Genomic DNA, 20,442 nt, shown 5'->3' on the forward strand with positions numbered 1-20,442 from the left:
CGGACTGATTGCCGGCCTGTCCGGCGGGAAGGCCCGCGCGACCGGAATCGGCGGCGTGGTGCGGCCAGACCGGATCATCCGTGCACGAGGGACCCGATCATGACATTGTCACTGGCCATTCCGTCAAAGGGGCGCCTGAAGGAAAAGTCCGAAGCCTGGCTTGGCGGGCTTGGATTTCCGGTCAGCCAGATTGGCGGCGAACGCGGATACCAGGCCGAGATCGCCGGGCTGGGTGATGTCGAGATGCGCCTGTTGTCAGCGCGCGAGATTGCACAGGGCCTGATCGACGGCAGTCTTCATGCGGGGATTACCGGCGAGGACCTGCTGCATGATCTGGCGCCGGACGCGGGCGTAGACTTCCGGGTCATCGAACGACTCGGTTTTGGCGGCGCCGACGTGATTGTCGCCGTGCCCCAGGCCTGGCTCGATGTCGACACGATGGCGGACCTGGAGGCGGCAGGCGCTGCGTTCCGCAAGCTGCACCACCGGCGCCTTCGGGTGGCGACAAAATACATGCGGCTGACCCGGCGATTCTTCGCCGCGAAGTCTGTCGGGGAATACCGGCTGGTCGAAAGCGCGGGCGCAACCGAAGCGGCACCGGCGACGGGTTCGGCAGACGTCATCGTCGATATCACGTCGACGGGGGCGACGCTGAAGGCGAACGGCCTGAAGATATTGCAGGACGGGGTGATCCTGAAGAGCGAGGCATCGCTTGCGATGTCACCGAATGCGCCCTGGACGGACGGATCCGAAGCCTCTCTTGCGCGGCTGGTCGACCGGATCGGCGCTGGCGCGAAAAAAGTCTAGAACACATTCTTGACACAAGTATGAAACTGGTGGCGTATGGCATTGCAAGTTTCTGGGAGGAAACGCTGCAAACGGTGGAGAAGCGCGAGACCCTGTTTCAGGTTTCGCGCTTCTTTCCGTTTTGGAAGTATGTCGAGGTTGGAAACCTGCCACCGTGCAAGGGGCAACACGTGCGGAAGGTGGAGTCAGGACGACCCGGAGCAACGGCTCAGGTGAGGTAGGGGGCGTTAAGAACATTACGTCCGGTCCGCCCTGACTTCCCGACTATCAATATGAGATTATCGATAAACGTCAAGCATATTTATCGTTTTTCAATTAATTTTTTGTAATCGTGATCAGGGTGGAGCCCTCGCGGCCCGCCTCCGGGGCAATCCGGATGATCCGTGTCGTGCCATCCGGCGTGAAAGTATCGGTGACCGTTTTGCCGGTCGCTTCGATATTGACGTGGTCATCGCCGTCGTTTTCGGTGCGCACGACGACTCGTACGGAAGTTGAGGGCGGGCCGGTGTCAGGCGAGTCGCCTGAAGCAAGCGGCGCAGACATCACTTCCGTGGCGGTTCGTTCACCCTTGCGGTTTACCTTGACGATTCTGTTGCGGAATGCCGGCGCGGCGCCGTCGGTGACGAACATGTCCTCTTCGCTCGCAGAGATCACCGGGATGCCGGGGGATGTTTCCACGGCAAACGGCACGTCCTGGACGACGGGTTCGGTTTCGGTGAGTCGGCCGCTGTCGATACCGAGCCGGTTGACCAGCGGTTCCAGAACCAGGTGGTCGGTGTCGCGCATTACCGGTTTGATCCGGCCGGTCTGGCCGTTGGAATCCAAGGCCCGCACGGCTTCCGGCGGCGACACGGCGGCCTCGCCGGTTACGGCGGGTCCGCCAGGGCCGATGTGGACCACGTGGGCATCGCCGGGTCGGGCGGCCGGCATCGTATCCGGCGCCGCGGCATTGAACTCTCCGGTTTCAGCCTGCTGGGGCATGGCGGGACATGCCAGCATTGCTGCGACAAGAGTTGCGGTGAAAGCCTGGCGCATCGATCTGCTCCCCGTTCCGGCGTGGCGTATGGGTAGGGGCCTATCGCGAAACCGTATGCCTGTCACATCAATCACGCTTGATCAGCCGTGCATCAGTTGACTTCCCGTGGGCGCCTCGCCAAGCGTATTTCCTAACCACCACGCTTGCGCACCGCAGGGAGAAACCATGACCGATCCGCGCCAACACATCATGCCTGTCTACCGTCCTCCGGAAGACGTCTTCGTTGAGGGGCAGGGCCTTTACCTCTTTACCGAGGACGGCGATCGGTATCTCGACTTCATCGCCGGCATCGCGGTGAACGCCCTTGGCCACGCGCACCCCGCCCTTGTCGACGCCCTGCGCGACCAGGCCGGGAAGCTGTGGCACACGTCCAACATGTTCCGCGTTCGCGGCGCAGAGGAGCTGGCCGACAAGATCTGCCGCGACACGTTTGCCGACCGGGTCTTCTTCACGAATTCCGGCACCGAGGCGATCGAGTGCGCCCTCAAGTCCGCCCGCAAGTATCACTGGGCCAATGGTCGCAAGGAGCGCATCGACATCATCACGTTCACGGGCGCCTTCCATGGCCGCTCGCTGGGCGCGATCAATGCGGGTGGCAATCCGAAATACCTTGAAGGTTTCGGCCCGCCACTGCCCGGCTTCGTGCACCTTGAATGGGGCGACCATGATGCGCTGAAGGAAGCCGCTGCCAGCCCGACGGCGGCGGCAGTGCTTGTCGAACCGGTGCAGGGTGAAGGCGGCGTGCGCGCCATGCCGGAAGACTGCCTGATCGGCCTGCGCAAACTGTGCGACGAGCACGGCCTTGTCCTGATCTTCGACGAAGTCCAGTGCGGCATGGGCCGGACCGGCAAGCTGTTCGCGCATAACTGGGTGGAAGGCGCCGAGCCGGACATCCTGTGCGCGGCCAAGGGCATCGGCGGCGGGTTTCCGTTCGGCGCCTGCCTGACCACGGAAGCCTGCGGCGAGCACATGCAGCCGGGCAGCCACGGGTCGACCTATGGCGGCAACCCGCTGGCCATGGCCGTTGGCAACGTCGTCTGGGACACGATCGCGAACGAGGACTTCCTCGCCGAAGTGCGCCGCGTGTCCGGAACCCTGGCCCAGGGGCTGAAGAGCCTCGCCGACAGCCACCCGGAGAAGGTTGAGGGCGTGACAGGCAAGGGCCTGCTGACCGGCCTCAAGATGAAGGCCGATCCGAAAAGCCTGCAGGGCATTTGCCGTGACAAGAACCTGTTGGTGGGCGTTGCCGGAGCCAATGTGCTGCGCCTCGCACCGCCGCTGATCATCACTGACGAGCATGTGCGCGAGGCCACCGGCATCATTGACGAGGCGATCTCGGAATGGACGCCAGCCTGAGGGACGCATGACAGGTCTCAGAGCCGCCTGTGTCCAGATGCGGTCCGGCACCGAGGTGGCGCCGAACATCGCGGCTGCTTCGGAACTGGTGCGGCAGGCGGCAGCGGCTGGAGCGATGTTCATCGCGACGCCCGAGATGACCAGCCTGCTCGACATCCGGCCGGGCATGGCGCGGCCCAAGATTGTGGCGCAGGGCGATGATGCGACGCTTGCCGCGTTCCGCGTGCTGGCGGATGAATTGGGCGTCTGGCTGCTGCTCGGCTCCATCGCCGTGACGCTTGAGGATGATGACAGGTTTGCCAACCGGTCCTTCCTGATCGGGCCGGATGGCAAGATCATCGCGCAATACGACAAGATCCACATGTTCGATGTCGAAGTCGGCGACGGGCAGACCTATCGCGAATCCCGCACCTACCGGCCGGGCGAAGCGACGACGCTGGCTTGTGCGGCGATCGGCCGGATCGGCATGACGATCTGCTATGACCTGCGCTTTCCGGCGCTCTATCGTACGCTCGCGCAGGCCGGCGCGCAGGTTCTGACCGTCCCGTCGGCGTTCACGCGCGTGACGGGCGAGGCGCATTGGCATGTGTTGCTGCGCGCGCGGGCCATCGAGACGGGCTGCTTCGTTATCGCCCCGGCGCAGGGCGGCAAGCATGAAGATGGGCGCGAGACCTATGGCCACTCTCTGATCATCTCGCCCTGGGGCGAGATTCTGGCGGAAGCGGATGGCGATGAACCGGGCGTGATCTGGGCAGACCTCGATCTCGATGAAGTCGCGAAGGCGCGGGCAAGGATTCCATCGCTGGGCAATGATCAGGTGTTCCGTCTGGACACGTCCACCGACGCCTAGCGCCCCAGCCGCCGGCGAAATTCCTCGTAGCCGAAATTGGAGATCGGTTCGATCACGCCGTCTTCCCAGCGTATGGCGAGGTTGGCGAGCGGCGTGCCGTTGAACGTGTTCGTCTTGACGAAGCTGTAGTGCATCTGGTCGGTGAAGATCAGCTGCTGGCCCGGCACCAGCGGTTCGGGGAAGGAATAGTCGCCGATCACGTCGCCGGTCATGCAGGTCTTGCCGCCGAGACGATAGGTGTGGGCGAGGTCGCCGGCTTCGCCCGAACCGATGATGTCGGGCCTGTAGGGCACTTCAAGAACGTCCGGCATATGCGTCGAGGCGGACGCGTCGAGAATGGCGAGGTCGATTTCGTTGCGATGCAGCGCGAGGACGGTCGCGTACAGCTCGCCCGTGTTGACCACGAGACCGGCGCCAGGCTCCAGCACGACTTCGACACCGAACTTTGCCTTGAACGCCTTGATGGCCGCGATCAGTGCATCGACATCATAGCCCGGCTTGTTGAGGAAATGCCCGCCGCCGAAATTCACCGCCGAGACCTGCTCGATATATTTCCCGAAATTGTCGGCGACGAACTCGATCAGGCCGACCGAGCCCTCGTGCAGGCTCTCGCACAGGGCGTGCACGTGGAAGATGTCGACGCCGGACCAGTCGACGCTGTCCAGCATGGCGGGCACTTCGCCGAAGCGGCTGCCGGGAGCGGTCGGGTTATAGAGGTCGCCGCCAAGCGTGGCGTTGGAATAGCCGGGGTTCACGCGCAGGCCGACCTTGCAGCCGGCCGTGCGCACGATGCTGCCGAAGCGGGCGAGTTGTTCGGCCGAATTGAAATAGATGTGCTGGGCCACCTTGGTCAGGCGCTGCACTTCGTCTTCCGTATAGGCGGGCGAATAGACGTGCACTTCCTTGCCGAATTCCTCATGGCCCATGATGGCCTCGTGCTCGCCGCTGGCCGTTGTGCCATCGAGATAGTCGCGCATCATCGGGAACACGGCCGGCATCGCGAAGGCCTTGGTGGCGAGCAAGACTTTGCAGCCCGCTTCCTCGCGTACCCGCTTCGCAGTCTCCAGATTGGTCAAGAGGCGAACGACGTCGAGGACGAAGACGGGAGTGGCGATGTTTTCCGGAAGTAGGGCTGATGTCATGTCATTGGACTCGTACAGGAGGTGCGCTCACCCGGAGCCCCTCGGGAATATCAGGTCTTCACTGCGAACAATTCGTCCTGCGCACCGGGCTCAAGGTCCACAATCGTGGTTGGCAAGCCGCGCTTGGCGAGGTCGTCGAGGAAGGGCTTGGCCGGGAACTGCTCGACGTTGAACACGCCCTTGCCGCTCCAGACGCCGTCAAAGAACATCTTCGCGCCGGAAACAGGCGGTACGCCGGTCGTGTAGGAGACGGCCTGTGCGGAGACTTCCCTGTTCGTCTCGGCATGGTCGGAGACGTTGTAGAGCATCTTGGTCATCGGCTTGCCATCCTTCCTGCCACGGATGATCACGCCAATGCTGGTCTTGCCGGTATAGCCTTCGGCGAGCGATGACGGGACAGGCAGCAAGTCTTTCAGGAATTCCATCGGCACGATGTCCATGCCCTTGTGCTTGATCGGTTTCAGGCCGATCAGGCCGATGGATTTGAAGACTTCCAGGTGTTTGATGTATTCGGGGCCGAACGTCATCCAGAAGCGGATCTGCTTCAGGCCCTTGATGTTCTTGACCAGGCTTTCCTCTTCCTCGTGATAGATGAGGTAGGAGGCGCGCGGGCCGACTTCGGGATAGTCGATGTCGCACTTGATCGAGAGGGCAGGGATCTCGATCCACTCGCCGTCTTTCCAGTATTTCCCGTCCTGCGTCACTTCGCGGATGTTGATTTCCGGGTTGAAGTTGGTCGCGAATGTCTTGCCGTGGTCGCCTGCATTGCAGTCGACAATGTCGATATAGTCGATCTCGTCGAACAGTTCCTGCTGGGCATAGGCGCACCAGATGTTCGATACGCCCGGGTCGAAGCCGCAACCGAGGATGGCGGTGATGCCCTTGTCGACAAACCTGTCCTGGTAGGCCCATTGCCAATGGTACTCGAACTTGGCCACGTCGCGCGGTTCGTAATTGGCGGTGTCCATGTAGTTGGTGCCGGTCTCGACACAGGCGTCCATGATCGGCAGATCCTGGTAGGGCAGGGCCATGTTGATCAGGAGGTCCGGCTTCACCTTGTTGATGAGCGCGACGACCTCGGCGACATTGTCGGCATCGACCTGCGCGATCTCGATTGGCGTCTTGCACATCTTCGCCACCTTCTCGCAGCTTTCGATGCGGCGGGACGCCAGCGTGATGTGTTTGAACGTGTCGCGGTCCATGGCGCATTTCTGCGCGACGACTGACCCGGCAGCGCCGGCTCCGATAATGAGTACGGTGTCCATTAGTCCTGTCTCTCCTGACGCTAGAGGGGCCGGTGGGCTTGCCCGTCACATAGGGCAAACCGATCGGCTTCGCCAGTGGAGAGATGGCAGAGGTGCCGCAGCGCAGGTCGGGGCTTTTTGGGAGGAACGATGCCCCGTTCCGCGCCGCGGCACGGGCAGAGTCAGGCTGCGCGACGAGGCGTATCGAGCCGCATGATCTCTGACGTCAGCCAGGCGTAGTGACGCTCGAGGCGCGTCACCATCGCGATTTCGATTTCGGGGCGGCAGGCGAGCTCCTCGCGCCAGACCTCGATTACCCGTACCTGCTGTTTCAGCCAGCAGAGCATGGCCGTATCGTCCAGGGGCAAGCACATTTGGAAAGACCTCCAATAGAGTTATTTGCGAATCATTCTCAATATTTGTCTCACACAGAGAAAATGCACTTGCAAGTCATTCGCAATAAAATGACGAGATCGTAACTCGGCGCCAGGCGGCGTTCGCTGGCTTCACTGGCGCCGGGGCGTGAAACGCGCTATCCCCCGCGCTTCTTTTTCCAACGGGAGCGCCCGCCCATGACCACGACCCCAGCCCCGCGCCATTTCCTCGACATCTGGCATCTCGAGACGGCCGAGCTGCGCGCGATACTGGACGAGGCCCACAGGGCCAAGAAGGCGCGGGCAGGCTGGCCCAAGGGCCGCGTCGACACCGGCGCACCGCTTGAGGGCCACACGCTGGCGATGATCTTCGAGAAGTCGTCGACCCGCACGCGGTTTTCCTTCGACATGGGCATGCGCCAGCTCGGCGGCAGCTCCATCACGGCTACCAGCACGGACATGCAGCTCGGCCGCGGCGAAACGATCGAGGACACGGCGCGCGTGCTCAGCCGGTATGTCGACGCGGTCATGATCCGCGCCAACGATCACGGCGATGTCGAGACATTCGCGGAATATTCCAGCGTACCTGTCATCAACGGACTGACCGACCGGTCGCACCCCTGCCAGATCATGGCGGACCTGCAGACCCTTGAAGAAAACGGCGTCACCCTGCGGGGCGCGCGCCTCGCCTGGGTCGGCGACGGCAACAATGTCTGCGCGAGCTTCATGCATGCGGCGGCCAAGTTCGGCTTCTCCCTCGCGGTCGGGACGCCGCAGCGCTTTGCGCCGGACGATGAGGATGTCGAGATTGCCCGCGAGCTGCAGGGCCGGATCGATCTCTATGATACGGCCGAGGAAGCCGTGGCTGGCGCCGATGTCGTGATCGCCGACACGTTCGTCTCCATGGGTGACCAGGACGCCGACCGCCGGCTCGAAATCCTGGAACCCTACGCGGTGACCGAAGACCTGATGGAGCTTGCGGCCGGCGGTGCGAAATTCCTGCACTGCCTGCCGGCCCACCGGGGCGAGGAAGTCGATGCCGAAGTGATCGACGGGCCGCAAAGCCTGGTGTTCGACGAGGCGGAGAATCGCCTGCATGCGCAGAAAGCCATCCTGCGCTGGTGCCTCGACAAGTAGGTCTCAGGTCACGGCCTGGACTTCTTCCAGTCCAAGCGCCACGGGAAGGGCGAGGGCGCTCATGGCGGCGAGCAGGCCGATCACGACTGCCTCGCCCGCATATTCCGCGACCAGGCTGAAGGCGCCGCCGAACACCAGTATGCCGCCAATCACCGTGTTCGACAGGGCCGTGTAGGCAGCCCGTGTGTCCAGCGTCGCCATGTCGACAAGGTGGGTCGACCGGCCGAGCCGGACGCCCTGGTAGGCGATCATCAGGGCGAAAAGGACGAGGGGAAGCGCCCAGGTGGACCCGAGAAGGCCGGCAGCATCGAGTCCAAGCGTTGCGCAGAGCGCGAGGGTCGCCGCAGCCGAGGTGAGAATCAGGACCTTGCGGCTGGATTTGTCTGCGAGGCGTCCCCAGACATAGGAACTGAGAAGGCCCGCACCGGCGGATGCGATCACCAGCAGGCCGAGCCCGCCAAATCCGTCGCTGCCGTCCGGGCCGCTTTCGTGCGCTGCCATTGCCACCATGAAGGGCGGGGCGAGCGCCGTCGACACCAGCAGGGCGCGCACCGCAATGAAGCGGCGCAGCTGGGCATCACTGGCGAGGAGTCCAAGATTGCCGAAGGCTGCGCTGATCGGATTGCCGCCGCCTTCGGTGGCACCGTGCACTTCCCTCAGCTGCAGGAAGATCGCCGCCCCCACGATCCAGAAAATCCCCGCGCCGATCAGTCCGCCGGTCACCAGGTCCATGCGGGCGATCGTGCCGGACGCCAGGAGTGCGCCATAGGCGAGCACGGCCGCGGCGCCGACCGTCGTGGCCGCGCCGGTTGCCGATCCGCGCCGGGACTTGGAAACCGTTTTGCCGAGAACGTCCTTGTAGGTGACCGAGCAGACAGACCGCGCGATGGCCAGCACGGCCAGCGCCGCAATGACGGCCATGCCCGCAGCGGCACCCTTGAGAGTCAACGCCGCCACGGCGATTGCCAGCGCGGACAGGCCTTGCACCAGCGACCCGGCCGCCCAGGCCCATTTGCGCACCGGCATCTGGCGCAGGGCACCGGCCGTGAACAATTGCGGCAGCAACGACCCGGCCTCTCGGACCGGCACGAGCAGGCCGATGAACAGCGTCGGTGCGCCGAGCGTTGCCAGCAGCCAGCTGAGCACAAGTTTCGGGTCAATCAGGCCGTCTGCGACCTTGCTGGTCGAGAGCGCGAGGACATGGGTGGTGAAACTGCGGGCTTCCTCGGCGCAGGCGGCCTCGGGAATGTCCTTGCACACCCGGCCATCATCGCCGGATGTCAGCATTTCGAACACGATATCATGCGTGGTCCGGCCCATGATATCTGATCTATACCAGTTCCCGGGCGCCGCAATGGCGGGCGCACTGCGTTAGCCCCGATCACGCTTTCGCGAAGCGGCTGGCGCGACAGCGTCAGCTATGCCTACACAGGCGCCATGGCTCACACGATCTTCCCCCGCGAGAAATTTTCCGATCCACGCCTGACCGCGAAGGGAGACGCCCGGGCGAGCGTCGCCTGGCACGGATTGAAAACGCTGTGGCTGAATACGGGAACGCTCTGCAATATCGAATGTGCCAATTGCTACATCAAGAGTTCGCCCTCCAACGACTCGCTCGTCTACCTGAGGCTGGCCGACGTCACGCCCTTCCTCGACGAGATCGATGCCCTTGGCGAAGGCGCCAAGGAGATCGGCATTACGGGCGGCGAGCCGTTCATGTGTCCGGAAATCCTTGCGATCATGGGCGCAGTGCTGGAGCGCGGGCACCGGCTGCTCGTGCTGACGAACGCAATGCGCCCGATGATGCGGCCGCGCATTCAGGCGGGTCTCGAGCCGCTGCACGAGCGCTTTGGCGATCGCCTCACCCTGCGCGTGTCGCTGGATTCCCATGACGCCGCGCTGCATGACGCCGAGCGAGGCGCAGGCGCATTCGACGAGGCTGTCAAAGGCCTGTCATGGCTTGCGGCGCGTCGGTTCAATGTTGCACTGGCCGGGCGGATGGCGCTGCATGAGGATGAGGCAGATGCCCGCGAAGCCTATGGCCAGTTCGCCTCACGCATCGGGCTCCGGCTCGAGCCGTCGAATCCGGCGCAGCTGGTGCTGTTCCCCGAGATGATCGCGCAGGACGACCCGCCCGAGATCACGACAGCCTGCTGGCAGATTCTGGGCAAGGACCCGGCCGACATCATGTGCGCCAGCCAGCGCATGGTGATCCGGCGCAAGGGCGCAGCCCAGGCAACCGTGACAGCCTGCACCTTGCTGGTCGAGGATACGGCCTTCGAACTCGGATCCACCCTGGCCGAAGCGACTGCCGCGCCGGTCAGCCTGAACCATGCCTGGTGCGCCAGTTTCTGCGTGCTCGGCGGCGGCAGCTGCTCAGCCTGACTGCGCGCCCCCTTGTCGCACAGGCCCGGCGCTGCCACATGGGGGCATCCTGCCGCTCTGCCTGAAAGCCGTGCCATGCCTGATACTTCACGTCCCGACAGCGACTTCGTTGCAAACTTCCAGATCGACCAGCGCCCCGTGCGCGGTCGGGCCGTTCGCATGGGCGCCGGCAGCCTGTCGCCGATCCTGCACCGGCATGACTACCCGCCGCACCTTGCCCGTGTGCTCGGCGAAGCCGTGACCCTGGCAGCCATGGTCGGCGCATCGCTGAAGTTTGAAGGCCGCATCCTGGTGCAAGCCGAAGGTGATGGCCCCGTTTCCATGCTGGTCGGCGAGTATCGCACCGACGGCGGCGTGCGCGGGTATGCCAAGTTCGATGCGGACCGCTGGGCCCACCTTGAAAAGGTCAACAAGGGCGCCGCGCCGCATATGCCGCAGCTGTTCGGCCCCGGCGGACGCCTTGCGCTGATCCTCATCCAGGACGATCCGTCCGTTGCGCCGTACCAGGGCATCGTGCCGCTGGTGAAGGGCACGCTGTCGGAATGCGCGGAAGATTATTTCACCATGTCCGAACAGGTGCCGAGCCGCATCAAGCTCGCGATCGCGGAACTTGACCGCAAGGGCGAAGCCCCGATCTGGGTGTCCGGTGGCATGATGGTGCAGCGTATCGCGGCCGACGAGGCGCGCGGCGATACGTCAGACGTATGGAACGAAGCCGAAGCGCTGTTCGGTACGCTGAGCGACGCTGAACTGGTCGACCCGGACCTGGCCATGCCCGACCTGTTGTTCCGCCTGTTCCATGAGCAGGGCGTGCGCCTGGAAGACTCCGTTTCGCTGGAAGACAGCTGTACGTGCAATGAGGAGCGGCTTATCGCGACCCTCAAGTCCATGCCCGATGATTCATTGCGTGACATGGTCGAGCCGGACGGGACGCTGGCGATCGATTGCCAGTTCTGCGCGCGGCACTATTCGGTGCCGATCGAGAAAGTGACCGGGCCGGTCAGCTGATGCTGGTGGTCCGGTCCTATTCGCCGTCCATGCCGAGGATGATCTGGGCGTAGCCTTTCGACAGGCGCCCCATGTTCTCGACCGAGATACGTTCATTCGTGCCATGGAAGCCGGTCAGTTCGTCCGGCGTCAAGACGGACGGCGCGAACCGGTAGATGTTGCTGGTGATGGCGGCGGCGTAGCGGGAATCCGTTGCGCCCAGCACAAGCCCGGGTGCCACGGGGGCGCCACTGCCGGCCACTTCGGCGACACTGGCCAGCACGGCGTAGGCGCGATTGTCTGTAGGTGAGACCGGAGAGGCGGGGCTGTTGATGCCATCGCCGCCGGTCTCGACCGCGATCCCGTCAATGCCGGCGGTGACATCCTTTACGTGCTTGATCACGTCGTCAGGCGTGTCGTTGGGATGTACACGGAAGTTCACGGTGGCCACGGCGCGCTGTGGCAGCACGTTTTCTTTGGCGGACCCGCGGAGCATGGTTGGCGCGGTCGTTGTCCGGACCATGGCATTGCCGGCAGAATTGTTGGCAAGCGAGGATTCGACGATGCCCTGGAACAGCCACAGGTTGGCCATTGCCATGCGCTGGGTGAAGGGCATGTCCTTTCCGGCAGCGCGGAACAGGTCCGACACGGGCGGTTTGGAAAAATCGGCGGGCATCTGGTTCTCTTCGAGCGCCAGGATGGCTTTTGCGAGGTTCACGTTTGCGGAATTGCGCGGCGGCGTCGATGAGTGGCCGCCCTGTGCCACGGCTGTCACGTCGACCGTGACATACCCTTTCTCCGCGATCCCGATAATACCCATGGGCTTGCCGGTGAGCGGTGACGGGTCGATGATCATGAAGCCTTCGTCGAGCACCATTTCCGGTTCCACGCCGCGGGATTTGAGCAGGGCAATGCCCGCCTCCGCGCCAGAGCCGAGCACTTCCTCGTCATGCCCGAACATGAACAGCACGGTGCGTTTCGGCTGGAAGCCGGAGGCGGCGAGCGCTTCGGCGGCTTCCATCAGGCCGACAAGGTTGCCCTTGTCGTCGATTGCGCCCCGCCCATAGACCATTCCGTCGATGATCTCACCGGCAAAGGGGGCGCCGGTCCAGTCCGACTGTGTGCCCATGTTGACGGGCACGACGTCCTGGTGGGCCATCAGCAGGATCGGTTTCAGCGCCGGATCGCTGCCTTGCCACGTATAGAGCAATGTCAGCGTGCCGGGCACGATTTCGCGTGTCATGGCAGCATGGGCTGCCGGGTAGGTTTCGGCCAGCCAGTCATGCAGTGCGAGCCATTCGCCTTCCTGTCCCGGACGCGGGTCGCCGCCTTGCAGCGTGATCGTCTTGAACTGGATGATTTCCGACAGATGCTGCGCGGCCGATTCTGCAGAGATTGCCGGGGCATCCGGCAGGTCAACGCGTTGGCCGACCGGTTCGCCGCCATAGGAGAATGTCCGAACGAGAATGATTCCGATGATCAGGACGATCAGTCCCGCTGCCCCCAATATCAGCTTCTTCAACATGATGAGCCCGCCCTCGTTCAGTTTGAACAGGACGGTTGCGGCTCCGGCGGCGCCCGTCAAGACTTTGCAGGGTAAAAAAATGACTTGGCCGTCACGATTTCAGTGGGCACGATACAGAGATGAGTGAAGCGCCGTCCCGACGCCTGTCCCTGCCGAGAGTACTCGCGTTTTCGAGTCTCAGTATTCCGTTGGCGGGCGTTGGCCTGCCACTCGCGGTCTACCTGTCGCCGCTGTATGCGAAGGAGGTGGGACTCGGGCTCGAACTTACCGGTCTCCTGTTCATGCTGCTGCGGTTCTGGGACATCTTCACCGACCCCGTGATGGGTTACATGGTGGACAGGTATCGCAGCCCGCTCGGCCGGGTGCGCCACTGGATCCTGCTCAGCGTACCGATCCTGGCGATTGCCACCTATTTCGTTTACCTGCCGCCACGAACCGGTGCCGGACCGGGCTATTTCGTGGGCTGGATGCTGGTTTTCTATGTCGGCTTTACCCTGCTGCAGACGTCGCGATCCGCCTGGGTTCCTGCCATCGCCAATACCTATGACGAACGGTCGCGGCTGTTCCTCTGGCCGGAGATCGTGAGCACGCTGTCGATGCTGACATTGCTGGCGCTGCCGGCACTGCTGCCCCTGTTGGGCTTCAAGCTGGACCGTTTCGGACAGGTCGCGGTGATGGGCTATGTCCTGCTGGTGTCCCTGCCGATTGCGGGCGCCCTGGCGTTCTTCTTCGTGCCGGACAGGCCGGTGCCCGGCGACAAGGGCCACGCCATGAAGTTCGAGCTGAAGCCGATCTGGGCAGCGGTGAAGAACCAGCTGTTCGGGCGCCTGTTGCTGATGGAATTGTTTGCGGGCACCGCCATTGCCGTCACGGCGTCCAACTATCTCTTCGTTGCTGAATACGTTTTCGAGCTGAGCGACGGGCAGGCCAGCCTGATCCTGATGGTGTTCTTCATCGTCGCGGTGGCGGCCATGCCGCTATGGTTGATGCTTGCGCGGCGGACGGAAAAGAACATCGCATTCCGGGCGGCGACGCTGACGTCTGCGGTGAGCTATATCCTGTATTTCATTCTCGGGCAGACTGGCGGCTTCTGGCCGCTGTTCATCGGGGCGGTGGTCAATGGCACCGCGTTCAGTGCGCCGATCGTGCTGACACGTTCGATGACCGCCGACGTGGTGGAATGGCACACGTCGCGCACGGGCGAAAACCGCGCGGGAATCTACTATTCGATCCTGACAAGCGCCTACAAGATCGGCTCGAGCCTGGCGTTCGGGGTCGGCTACCTGATGGTGGGCCAGCTCGCGGGATTCCACCCGGGCCCGGGAAACTCTCCCGAGGCGATCAATGGCCTGCTCATCATCTTCTGCCTGCTGCCTGCCGGCCTCTATCTCTGCGCGTCGATCGCGTCATGGACGTACCCGCTGTCCCGGGCGATGCAGCAGGACGTGGCGCGCAGCCTCGATCCGCGCGGTCCGCAGACGCTGGACTAGAAGCCACTTCCCGGCGTTGCAATGTAAGCCAGCTCGGCAGGCGTGGACGTACGCGCAAGGACTGCGTTCCTGTGCGGGAACCTGCCAAATTGCTCGATGACCGACTGGTGGGAATAGGCGTATTCGAGCGTCGATTCGGTCAGCTTCCTGAAATCATCCCGCGCGTCGCGGTTCAGGGCCGTGAACATTTCGATGGCCCGCGCCTGGTCTCCGGTGTCTTCGGAATGCTCGAGCGGGAGGTAGAAGAAGATCCGGTCGGCTTCCGGCAGGGACAGGTCCTCTCGGCGTGACAGGCCATCCTTGCAGAGGCGCAGGGCCAGCGCATCCTGGGCGAAGGCACGGGGGCTGTTGCGGAAAATGTTGCGGCTGAACTGGTCGAGGACAATGATTGCGGCGAGCCTTTCGCGCGCCCCCCTGGCCGCCCAGTCGTAGGCCAGAGGGCCTGCCGAAAGCGTTTCGAGAAGCGTCAGGAACCGCGTCCTGATCTGCGCGTCCGTGTCGTCGGACTTGGCGAACCAGACCTTGTTCCGCGCCTTGGCGGCCTCACCGGAGCGGGACGCGTCACCGATCCAGAACTCGAGAACGTCGGATGGCTGGGGCAGGTCTGTCATTCTGCCGGCCGTGTCGCGACGGTCATGTAGTTCACCGCCGTGTCCGAGGAGAGGGTCCAGCTGTCCGAAAGCGGCTTGTAGGATACGCCGGTTGGCGCCTGAGGGGTCATGCCGGCAGCGGCGAGCGCAGTGTGTACTTCGTCGGGCGTCACGAACTTGGACCAGTCATGGGTGCCGCGCGGCAGCCAGCCAAGCACGTATTCCGCGCCGATCACGGCGGTTGCGAGGGCCTTGGCCGTCCGGTTCAGGGTGGCGACGATCATCAGGCCGCCAGGCCGCACCAGAGAGGCGGTATCCTTCAGGAAGGCGTGCGCATCTGCGACGTGCTCGACGACTTCGAGGTTCAGCACGATGTCGAAGGGCTTTTCTCCGCCGTCGATCAGGCCCTCGGCTGTTCCGGCGCGATAGTCGATATCGAGCCCTTGTTCGCGGGCATGCGTGAGCGCGGTCTTGATATTGGATTCCGACGCGTCGACGCCGACCACGTCAGCGCCGAGGCGCGACATGGGTTCGCAGGCGAGGCCGCCGCCGCACCCGATGTCGAGCAGGCGCAGGCCCTTCAGCGGGGCAAGCGCGCCGGGGGCAATGGCGAAGTGGCGCTCTGCTGTCTCCCGGATAAAGCCGAGCCGGACAGGATTGAACTTGTGCAGCGGCTTGAATTTTCCGGTCGGGTTCCACCAGTCGGCCGCCATCGCCGAGAACTTGGCGACCTCGTCGGAGTCGATGCTTGGCGTCCGAGGAGCCGTGCGGGAGCCTTCGATTGTTTTCACCATCGTTTAGCGTTCCTGTTTGATCCGCGCTGAACTTCACCCTAAGACGGCGGATATAGAGGGCAATCCCTTCAGTTTACAGGATATGGGGTGAAATGGCGCGTACGGTTCTAAAATTTGGCGGCACATCTGTCGGCGATCTCGACCGGATCGCCAACGTGGCAGACATTGTGGCCAGCCGCGCGGCCCTGGGCGAGCACATGGCCGTCGTGGTTTCCGCGATGGCGGGCGAAACCAACAAGCTGGTCGCCTATGCTGAAGGCGCGGCGGGCGATGGTCTTGCCCGCGAGAATTTCGATGACGAATATGATGTCGTCGTCGCCTCGGGCGAACAGGTCACCGCCGGCCTGCTTGCGCTTGCCCTGAGACGGCGGGGCCTGAAGGCGCGCAGCTGGCTGGGCTGGCAATTGCGCATGAAGACGGATGGCGATCATAGCCGGGCGCGGATACTGGGCTTTGACAATAGCGGCCTGCCGGAATCGGTGGACCGCGGCGAGATCGCTGTTATCGCGGGCTTTCAGGGCGTCACGGACGATGACCGCGTTGCCACCCTGGGACGGGGCGGGTCCGACACCAGCGCCGTCGCGGTGGCCGCTGCGCTCAACGCCACCGTCTGCGACATCTATACGGATGTTGACGGCGTTTATACCACCGACCCCCGAATGGTGCCCAAAGCGCAGCGGATTGCGAAAATTTCCTATGAGGAAATGCTGGAAATGGCATCTCTCGGCGCGAAAGTGCTGCAGACACGTTCTGTGGAACTCGCGATGAATCATAACGTTCCGGTCCGGGTGCTCTCCAGCTTTTTGAAGCCGGGCGTGCCCAATCCGGGAACACTTGTCTGCTCAGAGGAAGAAATCGTGGAAAAACAGGTCGTTAGCGGTGTTGCCTATTCGCGGGACGAGGCGAAAGTGACGCTTTATGGCGTCGCCGACAAACCGGGCGTCTCGGCGAAGATCTTCTCGGCGCTGGCGCATGCCGGGGTCAATGTGGACATGATCGTCCAGGCTAATGCGCGCGGCCCGGAACGGGCCAACATGGTGTTCACCTGCACGGACCGAGACAGCCCGATTGCCAAGGAAACGCTTGAAAACATGGCGGCGGACATTGGGTACCAGCAACTTGAAGTTACGCGGGACGTCTCCAAGATATCAATCATCGGCGTCGGCATGAAAAGCCACACGGGTGTCGCCGAAACCATGTTCACGGCCCTGTACGAAAAAGGCATCAATATCGACGTCATCTCGACATCGGAAATCAAGATTTCGGTTCTCATAGCCGCCCCCTACACCGAGCTTGCCGTGCGTGCCCTGCACACCGCGTTCGGCCTTGACGCCGTGTAATCGGCACTGCGAAACTCAGGAGAGTCATGCCTTACAACTTGCCGGCCACGCGTCTCCTGATGAACCGGCTTCGCCAGGTGATGGCGGAGGATGGCGACACGCGGTTCAGGCTGGATCAGGTGGTCAGGCTGATCGCGTCCACGATGGTCGCGGACGTCTGCTCGGTCTATTTGCGCCTGTCCGATGGCGGGCTGCTGCTGATTGCCACCGAAGGTTTGAAGCCGGAAGCCGTATCGGCCACGCGCCTGGCACCCAATGAAGGCCTGGTCGGCCTTGTCGCGCGCCGCGGCGAGGCGATGGCGATCCAGAATGCCCCACGCCACCCTGCATTCTCCTACCGCCCGGAAACTGGAGAAGACCCGTTCCACGCCTTCCTGGGCATGCCGATCCTGCGCGGCGGGCGTGTCCTTGGCGTCCTGACTGTCCAGAACAGGACGGAGCGCGCCTATGGCGACGACGAGATCGACACATTGCAGACCATTGCGATGGTGCTGGCCGAGATCGTCGATCGCATGGACCCGGAACACATATCGAACGGCGTGGACTCCAAACGGGAGCGCAATCTTGCGTCCCTGCATGGCCGTGTCCTTTGCGAGGGCCTCGGCTACGGCCGCGCAGTCCTTCACGATCCCGTCGTGCCGGCGGCAAAGTTCTTCGCTGCGGACCAGACGCTGGAGGCCGCTCGCCTGTCCGAAGCGCTGGTCGGCCTGAAGGCGTCGATCGACCAGATGCTGGCCCTCGATGGCGCTGCGCTGGGCGACGATCCGCGGGATGTGATGGAGACCTATCGCCTGCTGGCGCACGATCCGTCCTGGGCCGAGAAGATGCGGGAAGGCATCCGGTCGGGCTTGTCCGCGGAGGCGTCGGTCGACCGGGCCCGTCGCGAGCACAGGGCGCGCCTGCAAAGTGCCCGCGACCCCTACCTGCGCGAACGGCTGAATGACCTTGAAGACCTGGACAACCGGCTCCTGCGCATCCTCGGCGGCGAAGATGGACGTCCGCAGATCAGCGAGGAACGCAGCGTGCTGGTGGCAAGGCGCCTCGGGCCTGCCGAACTGCTGGAATATTCGAATACCGGGCTGCGCGCGATCCTGATGGAAGAGGCGGCAGTGTCGTCGCACGCTGCCATTGTGGCGCGGGCCCTGGGCATCCCCACGCTGGGCGGGATCGAAGGCCTGACAAGCCGGATCGACCAGGGCGACTGGGTCATTGTGGATGCCGAGCAGGGCAGGCTTCATATCCGCCCGGACGACAGCCTGTATGATGCCTACAAGGGCCGGGTCGCCATCCGGTCGGAACGCCAGGCAGGCTATGCGGCCCTTCGTGACCTGCCAGCGCGTACGAAAGACGGCACCGACGTCAAGCTGTACCTCAATGCCGGTCTCGATCTTGACCTCGACATGCTCGAGCAGGCCGGCGCAGATGGTGTCGGATTGTTCCGGACAGAGTTCCAGTTTCTCGTGTCCGAAACCCTGCCGCGCCTCGACGACCAGGTCGCGCTCTACCGGCGGGTCCTGGATCGGGCGGCCGGCAAGCCGGTGATCTTCAGGACGGTCGATCTCGGCGGTGACAAGGTGCTGCCGGCGCTCAATACGGCGCGAGAGGAGAATCCTGCGCTTGGCTGGCGGTCAGTCCGGTTCGCCCTTGATCACAAGGGCCTTTTCCGCCGGCAGCTGCGGGCGCTGGTCCGGGCTGCGGGCACCGACCCGCTGACTGTCATGTTCCCGATGGTCACGACGCCCGGTGAGTTCTTCGAAGCGCGTGAGCTGCTGATGAAGGAAGTGGCGTGGACCCTGTCGCGGACAGGCAAGACGCCAAGCCGCCTCGAAGTCGGCGTGATGCTGGAGACGCCGGCCCTGGCGTTCAGCCTGACCGAATTGGCCGGAGAAGTGGATTTCCTGTCGGTCGGCACGAACGACCTGATGCAGTTCTTTTTCGCCGCAGACCGCATGACGCCATCGGTGTCTGACCGTTATGACCTCGTCAGTCCGGCAGCACTGCGCTTCCTGAAGCTGGTTTCGCAGACCTGTATCGACCATTCGATACGCATGTCGGCGTGTGGAGAAGCCACCGCCTCACCCATTTCCGCCTTGTGTTTCATCGCACTGGGCTTTCTCAACCTCTCGATGCCTGCGGCCTCCATCGGTCCGGTCAAGCGCATGGTCCGTTCGCTTGACCTGGCAGCGTTCCGGAAGGACTTCCTGGCAGCCCTCGACGCACCGGACACAGCGTTCCGTAACCAAGTGTTAGCCTTAGCCTCTGATCATGGTGTGCAATTGTCCGACGCTTGAAACGTTCCGGCCCTCAATATACCATGTTTGTGGACCAGAACTTGCTCGTCTTGGGGACGAACTTCCCCGTGGGCAGCTGGATTGGAAGAATATGGGACACGACGAGACTCCTGACGCATTCGGGCCTTCCGCAGGGGCAGGATCAGCCGCAACCGGGAACGATACGCATCGTTCACTCGACGATGTGGACGTGTCACGGCCGCGCCAGAACGTGCCCGAGCAGGCGCCTGAACGGGCGAGTGCCATGGCAATCTTCAATTCGCGGGAATTCAACGGTGAAACGCTGCGGATGGGACAGGTCCTGCGCCGCGTCCGCGAAGCGCTCGGCCTCGAGATCGCAGATGTCTCGCGCAAGTCGCTTTTGCGGCAGGATTTCCTGATGTGGATCGAGCGGATGGAAATCGGCCAGATCCCGAAGGGGTATCTTACACCCTACCTGCGTGCCTATTCCGGCGAACTCGGCCTGCCAGACGCCGAAGTCATCGCGCGATACACACATGAATGCGGGGCTGTCGCGGACGTGAAATCATCCGCACCGGTGCCGAAGATCGGCGATATCACTCCACAGAAATCAAAACTGCCGATGATGGCCGCCGCCGCTGCTGCACTGGTACTGGTGGCAGGTGGCGCGGTCACGATCACCCAGATCGTCAAGCCGCAGAAGGAACTGGCGCCCGCGCCGGCCATCGTCGCCGTGAACGGCGGCCGCCACAGCCTGTTCGAGGACGCCGAAACGACAAGCCGGCCGCTGCCGACCAACCTGCAGCTGCAACTGGTGGCCCTGCGCCAGGGATGGCTCGAGGTGCGCGGTGCTGACGGCACGATTTTCCGCAGTCGGGTGATGGCTGCCGGGGAAAGCTATTTTCCGAGGCTTGATGCCGGCTGGACGGTTTCAGCGCGTGATGGCGGCTCGTTCGAATGGCGCGTTGGCGATGCCGTGGTCGGACCGCTGGGTCCGGACGGTGGGGCTGTGTTCTCGGTGAGTGTCGACCAGAAACTGGTGGAAGCAGCAGAAATTGCTTCACCGACGGTTGCATCCAACGGTGCGAGCAAGGCGACGCGCTGAGCCTGCGCGGCGAAATGGGGCCTTTACG

General features: G+C 63.4%; 18 protein-coding genes. 10 read left to right on the forward strand and 8 right to left on the reverse strand.

Annotation, left to right across the window (positions count from 1 at the left end; translation table 11 throughout):
- The first annotated feature begins 99 nt into the window (after positions 1-99).
- A complete protein-coding gene (hisG, locus tag HJO_RS15515; protein ID WP_035618782.1) occupies positions 100-807 on the forward strand; it encodes an ATP phosphoribosyltransferase in 708 nt (235 codons plus the stop codon).
- 315 nt (positions 808-1,122) lie between these two features.
- On the opposite strand, the gene HJO_RS15525 is transcribed toward hisG, so the two are convergent.
- Positions 1,123-1,842 (reverse strand): hypothetical protein, encoded by a 720-nt coding sequence (locus tag HJO_RS15525; RefSeq protein WP_156945762.1) that lies wholly within the window; start codon positions 1,840-1,842, stop codon positions 1,123-1,125.
- 166 nt (positions 1,843-2,008) lie between these two features.
- On the opposite strand from HJO_RS15525, the gene HJO_RS15530 reads away from it, so the two are divergent.
- The gene (locus HJO_RS15530; protein WP_035618789.1) at positions 2,009-3,199 is read left to right on the forward strand and encodes an aspartate aminotransferase family protein; all 1,191 of its coding nucleotides are present in this window, start codon (positions 2,009-2,011) and stop codon (positions 3,197-3,199) included.
- A 7-nt stretch (positions 3,200-3,206) separates the two neighbouring features.
- The gene (locus tag HJO_RS15535) at positions 3,207-4,049 is read left to right on the forward strand and encodes a carbon-nitrogen hydrolase family protein (RefSeq protein WP_035618791.1); all 843 of its coding nucleotides are present in this window, start codon (positions 3,207-3,209) and stop codon (positions 4,047-4,049) included.
- Here the strand turns inward: HJO_RS15535 and HJO_RS15540 are convergent.
- From HJO_RS15540 to HJO_RS15550, 3 genes are all read right to left on the reverse strand, one after another.
- A complete protein-coding gene (locus HJO_RS15540; protein ID WP_035618795.1) occupies positions 4,046-5,191 on the reverse strand; it encodes a carboxynorspermidine decarboxylase in 1,146 nt (381 codons plus the stop codon). The two genes, HJO_RS15535 and HJO_RS15540, sit on opposite strands and share 4 nt — an antisense overlap.
- 50 nt (positions 5,192-5,241) lie before the next feature.
- Positions 5,242-6,456 carry a saccharopine dehydrogenase family protein gene (locus HJO_RS15545; RefSeq protein ID WP_035618798.1) on the reverse strand — a complete coding sequence of 405 codons (1,215 nt, stop codon included), beginning with the start codon at positions 6,454-6,456 and terminating at the stop codon, positions 5,242-5,244.
- Between the two features lie 161 nt (positions 6,457-6,617).
- Positions 6,618-6,809: a hypothetical protein gene (locus HJO_RS15550; RefSeq protein ID WP_035618801.1), complete on the reverse strand. Its 192-nt coding sequence runs from the start codon at positions 6,807-6,809 to the stop codon at positions 6,618-6,620.
- 198 nt (positions 6,810-7,007) lie between these two features.
- Here HJO_RS15550 and argF point away from each other — a divergent pair, with 198 nt between their 5' ends.
- Positions 7,008-7,946, forward strand: a complete 939-nt coding sequence (gene argF / locus HJO_RS15555; RefSeq protein ID WP_035618804.1) for an ornithine carbamoyltransferase — start codon at positions 7,008-7,010, stop codon at positions 7,944-7,946.
- A 3-nt stretch (positions 7,947-7,949) separates the two neighbouring features.
- Here the strand turns inward: argF and HJO_RS15560 are convergent, their stop codons facing one another.
- A complete protein-coding gene (locus HJO_RS15560) occupies positions 7,950-9,266 on the reverse strand; it encodes a hypothetical protein (RefSeq protein WP_035618807.1) in 1,317 nt (438 codons plus the stop codon).
- A 117-nt stretch (positions 9,267-9,383) separates the two neighbouring features.
- Between HJO_RS15560 and HJO_RS15565 the strand changes: the two genes are divergently transcribed.
- Both HJO_RS15565 and HJO_RS15570 read left to right on the forward strand, forming a co-directional pair.
- On the forward strand, positions 9,384-10,331 hold the full coding sequence (locus HJO_RS15565) for a radical SAM protein (protein WP_035618810.1): 948 nt from the start codon (positions 9,384-9,386) through the stop codon (positions 10,329-10,331).
- A 75-nt stretch (positions 10,332-10,406) separates the two neighbouring features.
- Positions 10,407-11,339, forward strand: coding sequence for an Hsp33 family molecular chaperone HslO (locus tag HJO_RS15570; protein WP_035618813.1), 933 nt, complete (start codon positions 10,407-10,409; stop codon positions 11,337-11,339).
- A 16-nt stretch (positions 11,340-11,355) separates the two neighbouring features.
- On the opposite strand, the gene HJO_RS15575 is transcribed toward HJO_RS15570, so the two are convergent.
- Entirely contained in the window at positions 11,356-12,843 is a 1,488-nt protein-coding gene (locus tag HJO_RS15575; RefSeq protein WP_035618981.1) for a M20 family peptidase, read from the reverse strand.
- 119 nt (positions 12,844-12,962) lie between these two features.
- Between HJO_RS15575 and HJO_RS15580 the strand changes: the two genes are divergently transcribed.
- Positions 12,963-14,333 (forward strand): MFS transporter, encoded by a 1,371-nt coding sequence (locus HJO_RS15580; RefSeq protein ID WP_084142095.1) that lies wholly within the window; start codon positions 12,963-12,965, stop codon positions 14,331-14,333.
- On the opposite strand, the gene HJO_RS15585 is transcribed toward HJO_RS15580, so the two are convergent.
- The gene (locus HJO_RS15585) at positions 14,330-14,944 is read right to left on the reverse strand and encodes a DUF924 family protein (protein WP_035618817.1); all 615 of its coding nucleotides are present in this window, start codon (positions 14,942-14,944) and stop codon (positions 14,330-14,332) included. The two genes, HJO_RS15580 and HJO_RS15585, sit on opposite strands and share 4 nt — an antisense overlap.
- A complete protein-coding gene (ubiG, locus tag HJO_RS15590; RefSeq protein WP_035618819.1) occupies positions 14,941-15,717 on the reverse strand; it encodes a bifunctional 2-polyprenyl-6-hydroxyphenol methylase/3-demethylubiquinol 3-O-methyltransferase UbiG in 777 nt (258 codons plus the stop codon). Before ubiG ends, HJO_RS15585 begins: the two co-directional genes overlap by 4 nt.
- Positions 15,718-15,809: 92 nt before the next feature.
- Between ubiG and HJO_RS15595 the strand changes: the two genes are divergently transcribed.
- The 3 genes from HJO_RS15595 to HJO_RS17930 all read left to right on the forward strand — a co-directional run bounded on the left by HJO_RS15595 (position 15,810) and on the right by HJO_RS17930 (position 20,414).
- Complete coding sequence (locus HJO_RS15595) at positions 15,810-17,057, forward strand: aspartate kinase (protein ID WP_035618821.1); 1,248 nt, start codon at positions 15,810-15,812, stop codon at positions 17,055-17,057.
- A 26-nt stretch (positions 17,058-17,083) separates the two neighbouring features.
- A complete protein-coding gene (gene ptsP / locus HJO_RS15600; protein WP_035618823.1) occupies positions 17,084-19,348 on the forward strand; it encodes a phosphoenolpyruvate--protein phosphotransferase in 2,265 nt (754 codons plus the stop codon).
- Positions 19,349-19,592: 244 nt separating this feature from the next.
- Complete coding sequence (locus HJO_RS17930; protein WP_162173843.1) at positions 19,593-20,414, forward strand: helix-turn-helix domain-containing protein; 822 nt, start codon at positions 19,593-19,595, stop codon at positions 20,412-20,414.
- Positions 20,415-20,442 lie beyond the last annotated feature (28 nt).

The organism is Hyphomonas johnsonii MHS-2 (genome assembly GCF_000685275.1).
Lineage (GTDB): Bacteria > Pseudomonadota > Alphaproteobacteria > Caulobacterales > Hyphomonadaceae > Hyphomonas > Hyphomonas johnsonii.

Bases quoted from the DNA above. Each gene is read 5' to 3' on its own strand.
- hisG (WP_035618782.1), top strand. From the start codon at position 100: ATGACATTGTCACTGGCCATTCCGTCAAAGGGGCGCCTGAAGGAAAAG.
- HJO_RS15525 (WP_156945762.1), bottom strand. From the start codon at position 1,842: ATGCGCCAGGCTTTCACCGCAACTCTTGTCGCAGCAATGCTGGCATGT.
- HJO_RS15530 (WP_035618789.1), top strand. From the start codon at position 2,009: ATGACCGATCCGCGCCAACACATCATGCCTGTCTACCGTCCTCCGGAA.
- HJO_RS15535 (WP_035618791.1), top strand. From the start codon at position 3,207: ATGACAGGTCTCAGAGCCGCCTGTGTCCAGATGCGGTCCGGCACCGAG.
- HJO_RS15540 (WP_035618795.1), bottom strand. From the start codon at position 5,191: ATGACATCAGCCCTACTTCCGGAAAACATCGCCACTCCCGTCTTCGTC.
- HJO_RS15545 (WP_035618798.1), bottom strand. From the start codon at position 6,456: ATGGACACCGTACTCATTATCGGAGCCGGCGCTGCCGGGTCAGTCGTC.
- HJO_RS15550 (WP_035618801.1), bottom strand. From the start codon at position 6,809: ATGTGCTTGCCCCTGGACGATACGGCCATGCTCTGCTGGCTGAAACAG.
- argF (WP_035618804.1), top strand. From the start codon at position 7,008: ATGACCACGACCCCAGCCCCGCGCCATTTCCTCGACATCTGGCATCTC.
- HJO_RS15560 (WP_035618807.1), bottom strand. From the start codon at position 9,266: ATGGGCCGGACCACGCATGATATCGTGTTCGAAATGCTGACATCCGGC.
- HJO_RS15565 (WP_035618810.1), top strand. From the start codon at position 9,384: ATGGCTCACACGATCTTCCCCCGCGAGAAATTTTCCGATCCACGCCTG.
- HJO_RS15570 (WP_035618813.1), top strand. From the start codon at position 10,407: ATGCCTGATACTTCACGTCCCGACAGCGACTTCGTTGCAAACTTCCAG.
- HJO_RS15575 (WP_035618981.1), bottom strand. From the start codon at position 12,843: ATGTTGAAGAAGCTGATATTGGGGGCAGCGGGACTGATCGTCCTGATC.
- HJO_RS15580 (WP_084142095.1), top strand. From the start codon at position 12,963: ATGAGTGAAGCGCCGTCCCGACGCCTGTCCCTGCCGAGAGTACTCGCG.
- HJO_RS15585 (WP_035618817.1), bottom strand. From the start codon at position 14,944: ATGACAGACCTGCCCCAGCCATCCGACGTTCTCGAGTTCTGGATCGGT.
- ubiG (WP_035618819.1), bottom strand. From the start codon at position 15,717: ATGGTGAAAACAATCGAAGGCTCCCGCACGGCTCCTCGGACGCCAAGC.
- HJO_RS15595 (WP_035618821.1), top strand. From the start codon at position 15,810: ATGGCGCGTACGGTTCTAAAATTTGGCGGCACATCTGTCGGCGATCTC.
- ptsP (WP_035618823.1), top strand. From the start codon at position 17,084: ATGCCTTACAACTTGCCGGCCACGCGTCTCCTGATGAACCGGCTTCGC.
- HJO_RS17930 (WP_162173843.1), top strand. From the start codon at position 19,593: ATGGCAATCTTCAATTCGCGGGAATTCAACGGTGAAACGCTGCGGATG.